The following is a 15,043-nucleotide window of genomic DNA, read 5'->3' as shown; positions in this document are numbered from 1 at the left end:
CCTCAGGCTGGACTGTTGCGTGCATCGCGATTGGCGGCGCGCATCTGGATTCTCAGCCGGTCGACAGAACATCCGTCGGTCGCATTTCCGGGGCCGAATGCGACAGCGGTCTCTTCCCACGCGGCATCGAGGGCCGTCAGATCGTCGGGTTCGTCGATTTCGGGAACCTGCGCCACCACAGCGGACTCGCTGGCAATCGAGCGTATGGCCGTGAACACGGCGGCGTAGCCCTCGTCGCGTCTGGCGAGCCGCTCTTCCAGCAGCGAGAAGATATGGGTCGTTTCATCGAGCAGGCCGCTCGCCTCTTCAAAGGGACGGGCCGAGAGGAACTCGAGGAAAAGCGGAATGAAGTCGGGCAGTTCGTTTGCCGCGACGACAAGGCCGCCACGCCGGTAGTGCTCGGCCAGGTCAACCATCGCCTGGCCTCTGTCTCGGCTCTCGCCGTGGATGTGTTCGAAGAGATGCAGCGAGTGTCGGCGTGTCTTGTCAAACAAATCGACATAGCGCTCCTGGAGATCGTAGAGGTCCAGGGTGGCCAGATCGGCAAGCAAGGGCTGCAAAAGCTTGCTTGCCTCGTCCGATATCAATCGTTCGCTCGAAATCGCGGCGGTAACCTCCGGGATCGCCGCGCAAAGTCCCTCGGTCGGATAGGAGAGCAGCGCCGAGAGCGCTTTGAAGGTTCTGTTCGGGAGCGATGCCATCACGCGATCTCCATCGGGTTTGTCGGCCGCTTGGTCTGCTTGGTGCCGAAGAGGTTCGTCTCCGTGGAACCGCCCGAGCAACCATTCCCGAATGAGAAGCCGCAGGAGCCACGCAGATCCTGGGCATCCTCGCTCCATTCGCGATGCGACGTCGGGATGACGAAACGATCCTCGTAATTGGCGATCGCCATCACCTTGTACATGTCGTCGATGGCTGCGCCCGTCAGGCCGACCCGCGCCGCGATCGACTCGTCGAGGCGGCCGTCGATCGTCTTTGCCCGCATGTAACTTCGCATCGCCAGCATGCGCTCGAGCGCGAGGGCCACGGGCTCCTCATTGCCTGCCGTCAGCAGATTGGCGAGATACTGGAGCGGGATGCGCAGGCTGCGCACGTCGGGCATGTCGCCGTCCAGGCCCATCTTGCCTGCGGCCGCCGCCGACTGGATGGGCGAGAGCGGTGGAACGTACCAGACCATGGGCAGGGTTCGGTATTCCGGATGGAGCGGAAAGGCGATCTTCCACTCCATCGCCATCTTCCAGACCGGCGACGACTTGGCCGCCTCCAGCCAGTTGTCGGGAATGCCGTCGGCACGGGCCTGGGCGATGACGGCCGGGTCGTTCGGATTAAGGAAAACGTCGAGCTGAGCCTGGTAGAGATCCTTCTCCTCGGGCGTGCTGGCCGCTGCTTCTATCCGGTCGGCATCGTAAAGGATCACGCCGAGGTAGCGGATGCGCCCGACGCAGGTTTCCGAACAGACCGTCGGTTGCCCCGCCTCGATGCGCGGAAAGCAGAAGATGCACTTTTCCGATTTGCCCGACGACCAGTTGTAGTAGATCTTCTTGTACGGGCAGCCGGAGACGCACATCCGCCAACCGCGGCACTTGTCTTGATCGATCAGGACAATGCCATCCTCTTCGCGCTTGTATATGGCTCCCGAGGGACAGACCGCCGCGCAGGCCGGATTGAGGCAGTGCTCGCACAGCCTCGGCAGGTACATCATGAAGGTGTTTTCAAACTGGCCGTAGATGTCCTTTTGAACACCTTCGAAGTTGTAGTCCTTTGAACGCTTCTCGAATTCGCCGCCGAGAATCTCTTCCCAGTTCGGCCCCCATTCGATCTTCTCCATGCGCTCGCCGCTGATGGCCGAGCGCGGCCGCGCGGTCGGGAAGGCTTTGGACTCCTTCGCCGTATGCAAGTGCTCGTAGTCGAAGGTGAAGGGCTCGTAATAATCATCGATCTCCGGCAGATCCGGATTGGCGAAGATGTTGGCGAGGATGCGCCACTTGGCACCCATCTTCGGCTCGATCTTACCGTTCTTCTTGCGCCGCCAGCCGCCGTTCCATTTGCGCTGGTTCTCCCACTCACGCGGATAACCGACGCCGGGCTTGGTCTCCACATTGTTGAACCAGGCGTATTCAACGCCTTCGCGGTTCGTCCAGACGTTCTTGCAGGTGACAGAGCAGGTGTGGCACCCGATGCATTTGTCGAGGTTCAACACCATCGCGATTTGTGCGCGGATCTTCATTCTGCAGCCTCCTTCGGCGCCTCGGTTGCGAGCGGCTCTTCGAGCCAATCGACCCTTGCCATCTTACGGACCACGATGAACTCGTCGCGGTTGGAGCCCACGGTTCCGTAGTAGTTGAACCCGTAGGATTGATGGACGTAGCCGCCGATCATGTGCGTCGGCTTGAGCACCGTGCGCGTCACCGAATTGTGGATGCCGCCGCGGTTGCCGGTCATCTCGGAGCCCGGCGTGTTCACGATCTTCTCCTGCGCGTGATACATCAGCATCATGCCTTCCTTCACGCGCTGGGAGACCACGGCGCGGGCCGTAAGCGCGCCGTTGGCGTTGAAGACCTCGACCCAGTCGTTGTCCACGATGTCCGCAGCCTTGGCGTCGACCTCGGAAATCCACACCACCGGACCGCCGCGATTGAGCGTCAGCATCAGGAGATTGTCGGTGTAGGTGGAGTGGATGCCCCATTTCTGATGGGGCGTGATGAAGTTGAGGACAATCTCCTTGTGGCCGTTGGGCCTGAGCCCCTTGACCGCAGGAATGGTCTTGAGGTCGACCGGCGGCTTCCAGGTGACGAAGCCTTCGCCGAAGGCCCGCATCCACAAATGGTCCTGGTAGAGCTGCTGGCGCCCGGTCAGCGTGCGCCAGGGGATCAGTTCGTGCACGTTCGTATAGCCTGCGTTGTAGCAGACCTTCTCGCTCTCGATGCCGGACCAGGTCGGCGAGGAGATGATCTTGCGCGGCTGGGCCTGTATGTCGCGGAAGCGGATCTTCTCGTCTTCCTTAGGGATGGCGAGATGGGCGTGCTCGCGACCGGTCGCCTTGGAGAGCGCCTCCCAGGCCTTGATCGCGACTTCACCGTTGGTCTCCGGCGCGAGCATCAGGATGACTTCGGTCGCATCGATGTCCGTCTCGATCTTCGGCAGGCCCTTGGCGGGGCCGGCGGGCTGGACGCCGTTGAGCGCACCCAGCGCCTCGACCTCATGCCCAGTCTTCCAGCCGATGCCCTTGCCGCCATTCCCGATCTCGGTCATCAGCGGGCCGAGCGCGGTGAAGCGGGCGTAGAGGTTCGGATAGTCGCGCGTGACGACCGTCACGGCCGGCATCGTCTTGCCGGGGATCGGCTCGATCTCGCCGCGCTTCCAGTCGGCGACGTCGAAGGGCTGGGCGATCTCGCCGGGTGTGTCGTGCTGGATGGGGGTGAGGACGACGTCCTTCTCCACGCCCAGCACCTCCGGCGCGACGTCGGAAAAGGCCTTGGCAAGGCCCTTGTAGATATCCCAATCCGAGCGCGCTTCCCAGGCAGGATCCACCGCCGCCGACAGCGGATGGATGAAGGGATGCATGTCGGAGGTGTTGAGATCGTTCTTCTCGTACCAGGTGGCGGTCGGCAGCACGATGTCGGAGTAGACGCAGGTCGTGGACATGCGGAAGTCGAGCGTGATCAGAAGGTCGAGCTTTCCCTGCGGCGCCTCGTCGTGCCAGACGACCTCCTTGTTGCGCACCTTGCCTTCGGCGCCGAGATCCTTGCCCATCACGCCGTGCTTGGTGCCGAGCAGGTGCTTCAGGAAGTATTCATGGCCTTTGCCCGAGGACCCGAGGATGTTGGAGCGCCACACGAACATGTTGCGCGGCCAGTTGGCCGGATCGTCCGGATCCTCGCAGGCAAGGTCCAGCTCGCCCGATCTCAGCGCCCGTGCCACATAGTCCTTGACCTCGAGGCCGGCCGCCTCGGCGCGCTTGGCTATGTCGAGCGGGTTCTGCTTCAAATGCGGCGCCGAAGGAAGCCATCCCATGCGCTCGGCGCGGACGTTGTAGTCGATGAAGCTCTGGTTCCAGTCGCCTTCGGGCGCGGTCGGCGACAGTATCTCAGCCGCCGTCAGCGTCTCGTATCGCCATTGGTCTGTATGCGCGTAGAAGAAGGACGTCGAGTTCTGGTGGCGCGGCGGGCGCGACCAGTCGAGGGCGAAGGCGAGCGGCGTCCAGCCTGTCTGCGGTCGCAGCTTTTCCTGGCCGACATAGTGTGACCAGCCACCTCCCGACTGGCCGACCGCGCCGCAGAAGACCAGGAGATTGATGATCCCCCGGTAATTCATGTCCATGTGGTACCAGTGGTTGAGGCCTGCGCCCAGGATCACCATCGAACGACCGTTGGTCTTTTCGGCGTTGGTAGCGAATTCGCGCGCCACGGTGACGATGGCATCGCGCTTCACCCCGGTGATCCGCTCGGCCCAGGCGGGCGTGAACGGCACGTCCTCGTCGTAGGAAGAGGCGACATTGGTGCCGCCGAAGCCCCGGTCGAGGCCGTAGTTGGCCATAAGCAGGTCGTAGACCGTTGCGACCTTCACTGCCCCGTCAACGGTCTTGATCGTGCGGACCGGGATGTTGCGGGTCAGGATCTCGTCATGCTCGGTGGCGACGAAATGCTCGCTCGCACGGCCGCCGAAATAGGGGAAGTCGACGGCGGCGATATCAGCCCCTTCCCCGGCAAGGGTGAGCCTCAGCTGGATGTCCCGCCCCTGGCCGTCCTTTTCCTCGAGATTCCATTTGCCTTCCTCGCCCCAGCGGTAGCCGGCCGATCCGAGGGGCGCGACCAACGCGTCCGTTGCCTCGTCGATGGCGACAGTCTTCCACTGCGGGTTATTCTTCTCGCCAAGAGCTCCCCTGATCTCGCAGGCGCGCAGCAGGCGCTCCGGGACCAGCCTGCCGTCGCGCTCGGCAAGCCGCACCAGGAAGGGCATGTCGGAGTAGCGCCGGGCGTAGTCGTCGAAGTATGCCACACTGCGGTCGAGATGGTATTCGCGCAGGATCACGTGACCCATGGCGAGCGCCAGCGCGGCGTCGGTCCCCTGCTTCGGGTTGAGCCAGATGTCGGCGAACTTCGTCGCTTCGGCATAGTCCGGCGAGACGACCGCGCTCTTGGTGCCCTTGTAGCGCACCTCGGTGTAGAAATGCGCGTCGGGCGTGCGCGTCTGCGGTACGTTGGAGCCCCAGACGATGATGAAGCCGGCATTGTACCAGTCGGCGCTCTCGGGAACGTCGGTCTGCTCGCCCCAGGTCTGCGGGCTTGCCGGCGGCAGGTCGCAGTACCAGTCGTAGAACGACATGCACACGCCGCCCATCAGCGACAGGTAGCGCGATCCGGCGGCATAAGAGACCATCGACATGGCTGGAATCGGCGAGAAGCCGATGACGCGGTCCGGGCCATGCTTGCGGGCGGTGTAGGCGTTGGCGGCCGCGACGAGCTCGTTCACCTCGTCCCATGTCGCGCGCACGAAGCCGCCATGGCCGCGGATCGAGGTGTAAGACTTGCGCTTGCCTTCGTCCTCGACGATCGAAGCCCAGGCCGCCACGGGCGTCATCCTGGTGCGGGCCGCCCGCCACAGCTTCAGCAGCCGGCCACGGATCATAGGGTATTTCACCCGGGCGCCGGAATAGAGGTACCAGCTGTAGGACGCGCCGCGCGCGCAGCCACGGGGTTCGTGGTTGGGCAGATCGGGCCGCGTGCGCGGATAGTCGGTCTGCTGCGTCTCCCAGGTGACGATCCCGCCCTTGACGTAGATCTTCCACGAGCAGGAGCCGGTGCAATTCACGCCATGGGTGGAGCGCACGATCTTGTCGTGCTGCCAGCGCTTGCGGTAGCCGTCTTCCCAGGAGCGGTCCTCGTTGGTGACTATCCCATGACCATCGGAAAAGCTGTCGACGGTCTTGCGGAAGAAGGTTAGCCGGTCGAGAAAATGCGACATTGCTTTGTCCCTGGTTATTCGGCCGCGGCCGGATGGACGGGCGCGCCGCGCTTGGCGCGCTCGATGGCGTGGAGGAGGCCGCCCTTGCGGGTGTAGACAGCCCAGGTGATCGCCAAGCAGCTCACGTAGAACAGAAGGAAGGCCCACAGGGCTGCGGTCGGCGAGCCCGTGAGCGCGATCGAGGTGCCGTAGCTTTTGGGGATGAAGAAGGCGCCGAAGGCGGCGATCGCCGACGTGAAGCCGGTGATGGCGGCGGACTCCTTTTCCGCCTGCTGGCGACGCGCCTCAGCGTCGGCGGCGGGCATCAGGCGGGCCATCTCCTTGGCCATGATCACCGGGATCATCTGGAAGGTGGAGGCATTGCCGACGCCCGTGGCGAAGAACAGCAGGAGGAAAGCCGCAAAAAAGCCCATGAACGCGCCTGGCTGATCCTTGATGCCGATGAACCACAAGACCCCGGCAACGCCGACGATCATCAGCACGAAGGCCCAGAAGGTGACGCGCGCACCGCCATATTTGTCCGCAAGCCAGCCGGAGCCCGAGCGCGAGAGCGCGCCGACAAGCGGTCCCAGGAAGGCGTACTGCAGCGCATTGACATCCGGAAACAGCATCTTCGAGAGCAGCGGGAAGCCAGCCGAATAGCCGATGAACGATCCGAAGGTGCCCGTGTAAAGCCAGCACATGATCCAGTTGTGACGGCGCTGGAAGATCACCGCCTGCTCGCTGAAGGATGCCTTGGCCGAAGCGATGTCGTTCATGCCGAACCAGGTGGCAAAAGCCGACAGCGCGATAAAAGGCACGAAAACGAAGCCGGCGTTCTGCAGCCAGAGCGGCGCATCGCCGGCCGGTCCCTTGACCATGGCCGGATCGCCGCCGAGCCAGCCGAATATCCCGGTGGTGATCGCCAACGGCACAACGAACTGGACGACGCTTACGCCGAGATTGCCGAGGCCGGCGTTGAGCGCAAGCGCATTTCCCTTTTCCGCCTTCGGGAAGAAGAAGGAGATGTTGGCCATGGACGAGGCGAAGTTGCCGCCGCCGAACCCGCAAAGCAACGCCAGCATCAACAAGACGATGTAGGGGGTGTCGGGGTTCTGCACCGCATAGCCGATGCCGACTGCCGGTATGATGAGCGACCACGTCGTAAGCGTCGTCCAGAGCCTTCCGCCGAAGATCGGCACCATGAAGGAATAGAAGATGCGCAGCGTCGCCCCCGAGATCCCAGGCAGGGCGGCGAGCCAGAAGAGCTGGTCGGTCGTGAAGGTGAATCCGACAAGCGGAAGCTTGGCGACGACGACCGACCACACCTGCCAGATGGCGAAGGAAAGCAGCAGCGCCGGGATCGAAAGCCATAAATTGCGCTTTGCGATGCGGCGGCCGGTTTCAGCCCAGAAGGTTCTATCCTCCGGACGCCAGTCGGTAAGGGCACCGCCCGTTCGCGTCTTGGCAACGGGCGAGGGCATGTCCTGCATTTCAGGGAAAGGCGGGAGCTTGGCGAGAGCCTCGCCGACAGTTCCGCGCTCCATCTGGCGGACGGACATATGCATCCAGAGCAGCGAGCCGGAGACCAGCAGGAAAAGCGCCATGAAACAGCTCGTCCATAGGCCAGTCAGGTCAAGCAGCAAGCCGAACAGGATCGGCAGCACGAAGCCGCCGAGGCCGCCGATCATGCCGACGAGGCCGCCGACCGAACCGACATGATCGGGATAGTAGACCGGGATATGCTTGTAGACCGCAGCCTTGCCGAGGGCCATGAAGAAGCCCAGCACGAATATGGCGACAATGAAGCCGACGAGACCCATCTCGATATGGAAGGAGGTGGTGCCGTTAATGCCGTGGACGACATAGTCGGTCGGCGGATAGGACAGAACGAAGGTCGCCGCGACCGACACCAAGAAAGTCCAGTAGAGCACGCGGCGGGCGCCGAAGGTATCCGAAAGGTGTCCGCCATACGCGCGAAACAGGCTCGCCGGCACCGAGAAGAAGGCGGCGATCATGCCGGCCGTCTTTATGTCAAGGCCGTAAACGTTGATGAGATATTGCGGCAGCCACAGCGCGAGCGCGACAAAGGCGCCGAACACGAAGAAATAGTAAAGCGCGAACCGCCAGATCTGGACGTTCTTCAGAGGCTCGAACTCGAGCCAGGCGCTTTTCGGCTTGATGCCGGAGCGCCGGCGCTCGACGATGACCGGGTCGTCAGCCGTCGTGAGCCAGAAGATGACGGCCATGACGACGAGGGCCGCTGCCCAGACCTGCGCCACGGCCTGCCATCCGAAGGCGACGAGCACGAAGGGGGCGAGGAATTTGGTGACTGCGGCGCCGACATTGCCCGCGCCGAAGACGCCGAGCGCGGTACCTTGTCTTTGCGGCGGAAACCAGCGCGACACATAGGCGACACCGACCGAAAAGGAACCGCCGGCGATGCCGACGCCTAGGGCAGCGACCAGCATCTGCGGATAGGTGTGGGCATAAGACAGCAGGAAAGTCGCTGCCGCGGCCGCCAACATGTTCACCGTGAAGACGATCCGGCCGCCGTAGCGGTCGGTCCAGATACCAAGCACCACCCTGAGCAGAGAACCGGTCAGGATCGGCGTGCCGACAAGCAGGCCGAACTGCGTCTCGCTGAGGCCGAGTTCCTGGCGGACGCGAATGCCGATGATAGAGAAAATGGTCCAGACCGCGAAGCAGACCGTAAACGCGGCCGTGCTTGCCCCCAGAATTTGACTGGACTTCCGATACATCGCGCCTTGCATCGTCCACGGCCCCTCAAACAGTTTGGTCGAAAGATGCGGACTTTCGCCCGCCCGAGCCGAAAATGACCAAACGAGATTGGGCAGCATTGATCCAAGTCAAAGCCCGTCGTGACTTTTGTCACAAATGATCAAGGAGTGACGGGAAGCCAGACTGGAGAAGCTGTTGCTGCATGGAATGATCGACCGGGAAGTGGCACCGGAAGCCCTGCCACTGTTTCGAGCGCTGCCCGCCTCCAGGCGGACTGACCTGCTGCGGAATGCGATGGTGCACAGCGTGCCCTCCGGCGTAGTTCTGTTCGAACAAGGCGATGTGCCTAACTTCCAATTGGTCGTGTTGGCGGGATCCGCGCAGTTGTTCGGGCGGTCGGCCGAAGGTCGTGAAGTCCTGATCGAAGCTGTTCGAGCCCCGGATCTCATCATCCCTGCCGCCGTCCTGACCGACGCGCCTTATCTCATGCAGGCCCGGGTACCTGAGGCTTCGCGCTTTCTGCTGATTCACGCGGCGGCGTTCCGCGCGGCGGTGGAAGCAGATCCTTTGCTGGCGCGTGCGGTGATCGGCAGCCTCGCTGCACAATTTCGACGCATGGTTCGGCAGATCAAGAACCTCAAGCTGAGGACCTCGACCGAGCGCGTCGGCTGCTATCTTCTGGCCTTGTCGAAACGGCAGGGCACGCCGGACCGAGCCGTTCTGCCGTTCGAGAAGACGCTCATCGCCTCCGAGCTCGGGATAACCCGCGAGTCCTTTTCGCGTGCACTGGCGAGCCTAGGGAAGTCAGGCATCAGGGTTGATGGCCAGACGGTCGAAATTCTTGATACCTCGCGCCTCGCCGCGGCATGTGGCCCCGATCGGCTCATCGATGGGCCGGATGCCGCGGACTTTTCAGTTTGATGGTCGGCGACCGGCTCAGCCTCCGTCGTGATTATGAGCGGACCAGTTGAGCGCTGGCCATGTGGGCCGCTGACTTCGGTTGATGCAAATCAACGCCAGGACGTCATTCTAGCGGTCATCTTAGTCTGCGACGTCACAGGCGAATGCCGCCGGGAGATGTTGCAAGTCTCGCTTCGCAGCCGCTCGTTCCCGGTTGATTTCGTTCGGTTAGAGAAATGGCGATCAAAAGCACTGGCTCGAATTCGGCTCGGCGGGACCTGAACCTGGCTGATATGTCACCCGCCTATTTCGCGCTGGTTATGGCCACCGGCATTGTGTCTCTCGCGGCCTCCATGATGGAACATCCGAACCTTGCGCTCGCGTTGTTCTTTCTCAACATAGGGCAATATGCCGCTCTATGGCTGCTCTATGGCCTTCGGGCTTGGCGCTATCCGCGGCGGTTTTTCGGCGACATGGTCGCTCACCTTGCTGGACCGGGCTATTTTACGACGGTGGCGGGCACGGGCATCCTCGCGAGCCAGTTTATGATCCTGCGTGAAAACATAGCCGCAGGCGCCGCCTTGTGGGCGTTGGCCGTTGTACTGTGGGTCTGCCTGACCTACACGATCTTCACGGCTTTCACCGTCAAGCGCGCAAAGCCCACTCTCGACAAGGGTATCAACGGCGGCTGGCTGTTGGCGGTGGTGGCGACGCAAGCCCTATCCGTATCCACGGCTCTGCTTGCCGCGCGCATCGACCAACCCTATCGGCTGGAACTCAACCTCATGGCTTTGTCCATGTGGCTGTGGGGCGGCATGCTCTACATATGGATGATGTCGCTGATCTTCTATCGCTATGCGTTCTTTCGCTTCTCGCCCGGAGATCTCGCGCCGCCCTATTGGATCAACATGGGCGCGATGGCAATTTCCACACTGGCTGGATCGTTACTGATACTGAACGCGCCGCACGCACCTTACCTGATGTCCCTCCTGCCTTTCCTGAAGGGCTTTACAGTCTTCTACTGGGCGACCGGAACCTGGTGGATACCGATGCTGCTCCTGTTGGGGATCTGGCGCTACGGGTACGAGCGTTTCCCTTTCGAGTACGACCCGCTGTATTGGGGAGCGGTATTTCCGCTAGGCATGTACGCCGCTTGCACCTGGCAGATGGATCGCGCCATGGAATTCGGCTTTCTGTCGAACCTGCCCCGCGTATTCCTTTACATCGCCCTGGCAGCGTGGACGGTGACGTTCATTGGCATGGTGCGTTCGCTCTCGCGCGGCTTGTTGCACGCACGCGGGTAATCTTGGCCTTCTCGTATGGCCTCAGCGTGCTCGCCCTGTCGCTACCAGACTGGATCCCGACCGTGCCGGGGTGGGCCCTATCTTTCTACCAGATCGGCGTTTCACGCCAACCTCGCTAAGGTTCCTTGCGTCACGTCGCCGGACAGACAGATCGACACTTCTCGGATCGATCAGGAGTTTGTTCTAGCGCAAACATCCCCCAGAAGCATCGGTTATATTGGAGATCGTTCTCTAAGGAGTTCGATCTCAATGGAATCTGGTTCGTTGCGTAGGAAGCGCGTAGGCAGATCCTCGGCGCTGGCTGGCCGGACGCACCCGCAGATGCACCGGATTGCCATGGGTGAGGAAGCAATGAAGTATGACGTCCCCGAAAACGGCACCGGAGAAATGGCGAATGCCATCGCTCGGCTGGCGGGGCTGATCAATGAAGCCGGGCTGGACTGCGAGTGCCATTCCAGGCTCGACCAAGCGCTGTCTCGTTTCGTCACGCTGGAAGTAGGACCGGCGGCCCGCGAGCATCTGACCAACGCCCGCCTCCAACGCGCGCATATCCGGACCATTCTATTGTTCTTGCAGGACCTTGAGGAGATCGGAGAGGCCGAGCGGGATAGCAGCGTTTACCTGGACTTCGCACATCTCTTCGATGACATCGCAGCAATTGCAAAGGGCGGCGCGCACTCAATGCAGCAGCTCAGTCAGCTGGCCGCGCTTTCCTCAAGGACATCTCGCGAGTAGCATTCACTCCAATGCCGGTCCGCGCAAACGCGAGGCTGTCCGGGATCAGCGCCTATGGCACAGAATTGAGGGTGTGATTTAAGGAGTGTTCGGTTCTCGTCTAAGACGAAGGAACGAACATGAATACGAAGACGACTGGCGGCAAACGCTCCGCCGAGCATGTGGTCAAAGACATCCGCCGGACGACACGGCGGCACTTTTCCTCGGAAGACAAGATCAGGATCGTGCTGGATGGCCTTCGTGGCGAAGACAGCATTGCTGAGTTGTGCCGCAAGGAGGGGATTGCCCAGAGCCTCTACTACACCTGGTCGAAGGAATTTCTGGAAGCCGGCAAGCGGCGACTGGCAGGCGACACGGCCCGTGCTGCGACGACTGGTGAAGTGCAGGACCTTCGTCGCGAGACCCGCGCGCTGAAGGAGGCAGTCGCCGACCTGACGCTGGAGAACCGTCTGCTCAAAAAAAGCATGATCGCGGATGGGGGCGACGACGAATGAGATACCCCGCATCCGAAAAGCTCGAGATCATCAAGATCGTCGAGCAGTCGCACCTTCCGGCGAAGAAGACGCTGGATCAGCTCGGCATTGCGCGGCGCACCTTCTACCGCTGGTATGACCGCTACGTCGAAGGCGGCCCGGAGGCGTTGGAGGACCGTCCTTCCCGGCCGAACCGGGTGTGGAACCGCATCAGCCCCGAGGTCCAGAGCCAGATCATCGACATGGCGCTGGAACAGTCCGAGCTGTCACCACGTGAGCTGGCGGTGCGCTTCACCGATGAGAAGCGCTACTTCGTGTCCGAGGCGACCGTCTATCGCCTGCTCAAGGCCCATGACCTCATCACCAGCCCGGCCTTCGTGGTGATCAAGGCCGCCGACGAATTCAGGGACAAGACCATGCGTCCCAATGAGATGTGGCAGACAGACTTCACCTACTTCAAGATCATCGGCTGGGGCTGGGTCTATCTGTCGACCGTGCTCGACGACTTCTCCCGTTACATCATCGCCTGGAAGCTGTGCACGACCATGCGGGCCCAGGACGTGACCGAAACGCTGGAACTGGCCCTTACGGCTTCAGGCTGCGACAGCGCCAGGGTGTTGCACAAGCCAAAACTGCTCAGCGACAACGGGCCGTCCTACATCGCCAGCGAACTCGCCGAATGGATCGACGCCAACGGCATGAGCCATGTCCGCGGCGCTCCGCTTCACCCGCAGACCCAGGGCAAGATCGAGCGCTGGCATCAGACGCTCAAGAACCGCATCCTGCTGGAGAACTACTTCCTGCCGGGCGATCTCGAACGCCAGATCGAAGCCTTCGTCGAGCATTACAATCACCGACGCCACCACGAGAGCCTTGGCAACGTAACCCCGGCCGACGCCTACTTCGGCAGGGCCTCTGCTATCATCGAACAACGAGAAAGGATCAAACGACAGACAATCGAGCTCCGGCGCTTGCAGCACCGCAAACTCGCCGCTTAACATCAACCAAAGATCGAGGCCGACACTCCGCTAAATCAAGCAGCCATCAGCGCCAAATGTTCTGACGACGGACACCCTGAAGAACCCGTCCATGGCGGGCGTGCTGGAGGCGGTTGTCGGGCCTTGGGGCGCCGTGCTCATCAATCTCGCGCTCGTCGTCTCGGTCGTCGGCGCGTTCTTGAGCTGGACGCTGCTTGCGGCGGAGGTACCGCATGTCGCCGGAAAGGACGGGACCATGCCGAAGTTCTTCGGCCGGGAAAGCGAGCGCGGCGTTCCTTCGACCTCGCTACTGATCACCAACCTGCTCGTTCAGGCCTTCCTGGTGATCGCCCTCTTCGCCCAGAGCACCTACCAGGCGCTGTTCTACATCGCCTCGGCGGCCATCTTGGTACCCTACATTTTCTCCGGAGCCTTCGCCGCAAAGCTGGCATTGACCGGAGAAAGCTACCAGAGCGGCGAGCGGCGCAGCGGACCGCTCTTCGCCGGCGTGCTGGCAACGATCTACGGGCTGTGGCTCGTCTATGCAGCGGGACCTGCGTACCTGTTCATGTGCGCGATCCTCTACGCCCCGGGCATCATCTTCTACGTCTGGGCCCGCCGCGAGAGCAGCCAGCGTGTCTTCCACCCGGTGGAAGCCGTCATCGCAGCCGCGCTCGTCGCAGTCGCAATCCTTGCCGTCTACGAGATGTGGACCGGCGCCGTCAGCGCGCTTTGAGAGGGCATGCGATGACAAATCTGGGAGTGCATTCGGAAGTCGGACGACTGCGCGAGGTCATGGTCCACAGGCCGGATCTCAGCCTGCGCAGGCTAACGCCGGACAACTGCAAGTCGCTGCTGTTCGACGACGTACTGTGGGTGAAGCGGGCGCGTCAGGAACACGACGTATTCGTCGATGCGCTGCGCGAGCGCGGCGTGGTGGTGCATTCGTTCGGCGAGCTGCTTGCCGAGACAATGGGCCTCGGCAAGGCCCGCGACTGGCTACTCGATCGCCGGGTGCATGCCGGCGTGGTCGGCCTCGACATGGTTGACGAGATGCGGGGCTGGCTGAACGAAATGTCGGCCGGCCTGCTGGCAACCTGTCTCGTCGGCGGCGTTGCCCGCGCCGAACTTCCGTTTGAGCCCAAGGGCCTGACCGGAAGGACGCTCGCGCCGCAGGACTTTGTGCTGCCGCCTCTGCCCAACCAGTTATTCACTCGTGACAGCTCCTGCTGGATCTACCGCTCCGTGTCGGCCAACCCGATGTATTGGCCCGCCAGGCGGCCCGAGGCGGCCAACGTCGAGGCTGTCTACCGCTTCCATCCGAAGTTCCGCGACAGTGGCATCCCGTTCGTTTCGCCTCAGGCCGGAACAGGCGTCAGCCTCGAAGGGGGCGATGTCATGCCTGTCGGCGGAGGCATCGTTCTCGTCGGGATGGGCGAGCGCACCACGCCGCAGGCGGTCGGCGATCTTGCGCGAAGCCTGTTCGCCGCCGGAGAGGCCACACGCGTGATCGCTGCTCTGATGCCGCGCGACCGTTCCTTCATGCATCTCGACACTGTCTTCACCTTCTGCGACCGGGACCTCGCCACCATGTATCCGCCCGTGGTCGAGCGGCTGCGCACCTTCTCGATCCGGCCCGGAGAAGGCGATGCGGCGGTCGAGGTCAGGGAAGAAAAAGCACCTTTCGTAACGGTTGTGGCGGAGGCTCTCAGGCTGAAATCGCTGCGGATAATCGCAACCGGCGGCGACCGCTACGAGGCCGAGCGCGAACAGTGGGACGACGGCAACAATGTCGTCGCGGTCGAGCCGGGCGTCGTCATCGGCTACGACCGCAACGTCTACACCAATACGCTTCTGCGCCACGCGGGTATCGAGGTAATCACCGTCGAGGGTGCCGAACTTAGCCGTGGGCGCGGCGGTGGCCATTGCATGACCTGCCCCATCGCCCGAGACCCGCTCTGAAAGGACC

At 62.4% G+C, this 15,043-nt stretch carries 10 protein-coding genes; 6 read left to right on the top strand and 4 right to left on the bottom strand.

The genetic code is table 11. The annotated features are described in order from the left end of the window. Positions 1 to 2 precede the first annotated feature (2 nt). From narJ to AB4136_RS06185, 4 genes are read right to left on the bottom strand one after another with little or no spacing between them, the layout of a single operon-like run. Positions 3 to 701: a nitrate reductase molybdenum cofactor assembly chaperone gene (gene narJ, locus AB4136_RS06200; RefSeq protein ID WP_441930589.1), complete on the bottom strand. Its 699-nt coding sequence runs from the start codon at positions 699 to 701 to the stop codon at positions 3 to 5. Further along, complete coding sequence (narH, locus tag AB4136_RS06195; RefSeq protein WP_441930587.1) at positions 701 to 2,227, bottom strand: nitrate reductase subunit beta; 1,527 nt, start codon at positions 2,225 to 2,227, stop codon at positions 701 to 703. Before narH ends, narJ begins: the two co-directional genes overlap by 1 nt. Next, positions 2,224 to 5,964 (bottom strand): nitrate reductase subunit alpha, encoded by a 3,741-nt coding sequence (locus AB4136_RS06190; RefSeq protein ID WP_441930585.1) that lies wholly within the window; start codon positions 5,962 to 5,964, stop codon positions 2,224 to 2,226. The genes narH and AB4136_RS06190 overlap by 4 nt, the downstream gene beginning before the upstream one ends. Before the next feature lie 14 nt (positions 5,965 to 5,978). Continuing rightward, on the bottom strand, positions 5,979 to 8,717 hold the full coding sequence (locus tag AB4136_RS06185; protein ID WP_441930583.1) for a nitrate/nitrite transporter: 2,739 nt from the start codon (positions 8,715 to 8,717) through the stop codon (positions 5,979 to 5,981). A 163-nt stretch (positions 8,718 to 8,880) separates the two neighbouring features. Here AB4136_RS06185 and AB4136_RS06180 point away from each other — a divergent pair, with 163 nt between their 5' ends. The 6 genes from AB4136_RS06180 to AB4136_RS06155 all read left to right on the top strand — a co-directional run bounded on the left by AB4136_RS06180 (position 8,881) and on the right by AB4136_RS06155 (position 15,036). Next, a complete protein-coding gene (locus AB4136_RS06180; protein ID WP_441930581.1) occupies positions 8,881 to 9,606 on the top strand; it encodes a helix-turn-helix domain-containing protein in 726 nt (241 codons plus the stop codon). A 215-nt stretch (positions 9,607 to 9,821) separates the two neighbouring features. After that, entirely contained in the window at positions 9,822 to 10,889 is a 1,068-nt protein-coding gene (locus AB4136_RS06175) for a tellurite resistance/C4-dicarboxylate transporter family protein (protein WP_441930579.1), read from the top strand. 351 nt (positions 10,890 to 11,240) lie between these two features. Next, a complete protein-coding gene (locus AB4136_RS06170) occupies positions 11,241 to 11,624 on the top strand; it encodes a hypothetical protein (protein ID WP_441930577.1) in 384 nt (127 codons plus the stop codon). A 119-nt stretch (positions 11,625 to 11,743) separates the two neighbouring features. Beyond that, a protein-coding gene (locus AB4136_RS06165; RefSeq protein WP_441930575.1) for an IS3 family transposase occupies positions 11,744 to 13,095 on the top strand; the annotation gives its coding sequence in 2 pieces (ribosomal slippage) (positions 11,744 to 12,080 and positions 12,080 to 13,095; 1,353 coding nt in all). A gap of 34 nt (positions 13,096 to 13,129) precedes the next feature. Next, the gene (locus tag AB4136_RS06160) at positions 13,130 to 13,810 is read left to right on the top strand and encodes an amino acid permease (protein ID WP_441930949.1); all 681 of its coding nucleotides are present in this window, start codon (positions 13,130 to 13,132) and stop codon (positions 13,808 to 13,810) included. An 11-nt stretch (positions 13,811 to 13,821) separates the two neighbouring features. Beyond that, entirely contained in the window at positions 13,822 to 15,036 is a 1,215-nt protein-coding gene (locus AB4136_RS06155) for an arginine deiminase (RefSeq protein WP_441930573.1), read from the top strand. The last annotated feature ends 7 nt before the right edge of the window (positions 15,037 to 15,043 follow it).

Source organism: Mesorhizobium sp. 2RAF21 (assembly GCF_052115345.1).
GTDB classification, from domain to species: Bacteria; Pseudomonadota; Alphaproteobacteria; order Rhizobiales; family Rhizobiaceae; genus Mesorhizobium; species Mesorhizobium terrae.
This window is presented reverse-complemented; position numbering and strand designations above follow the sequence as displayed.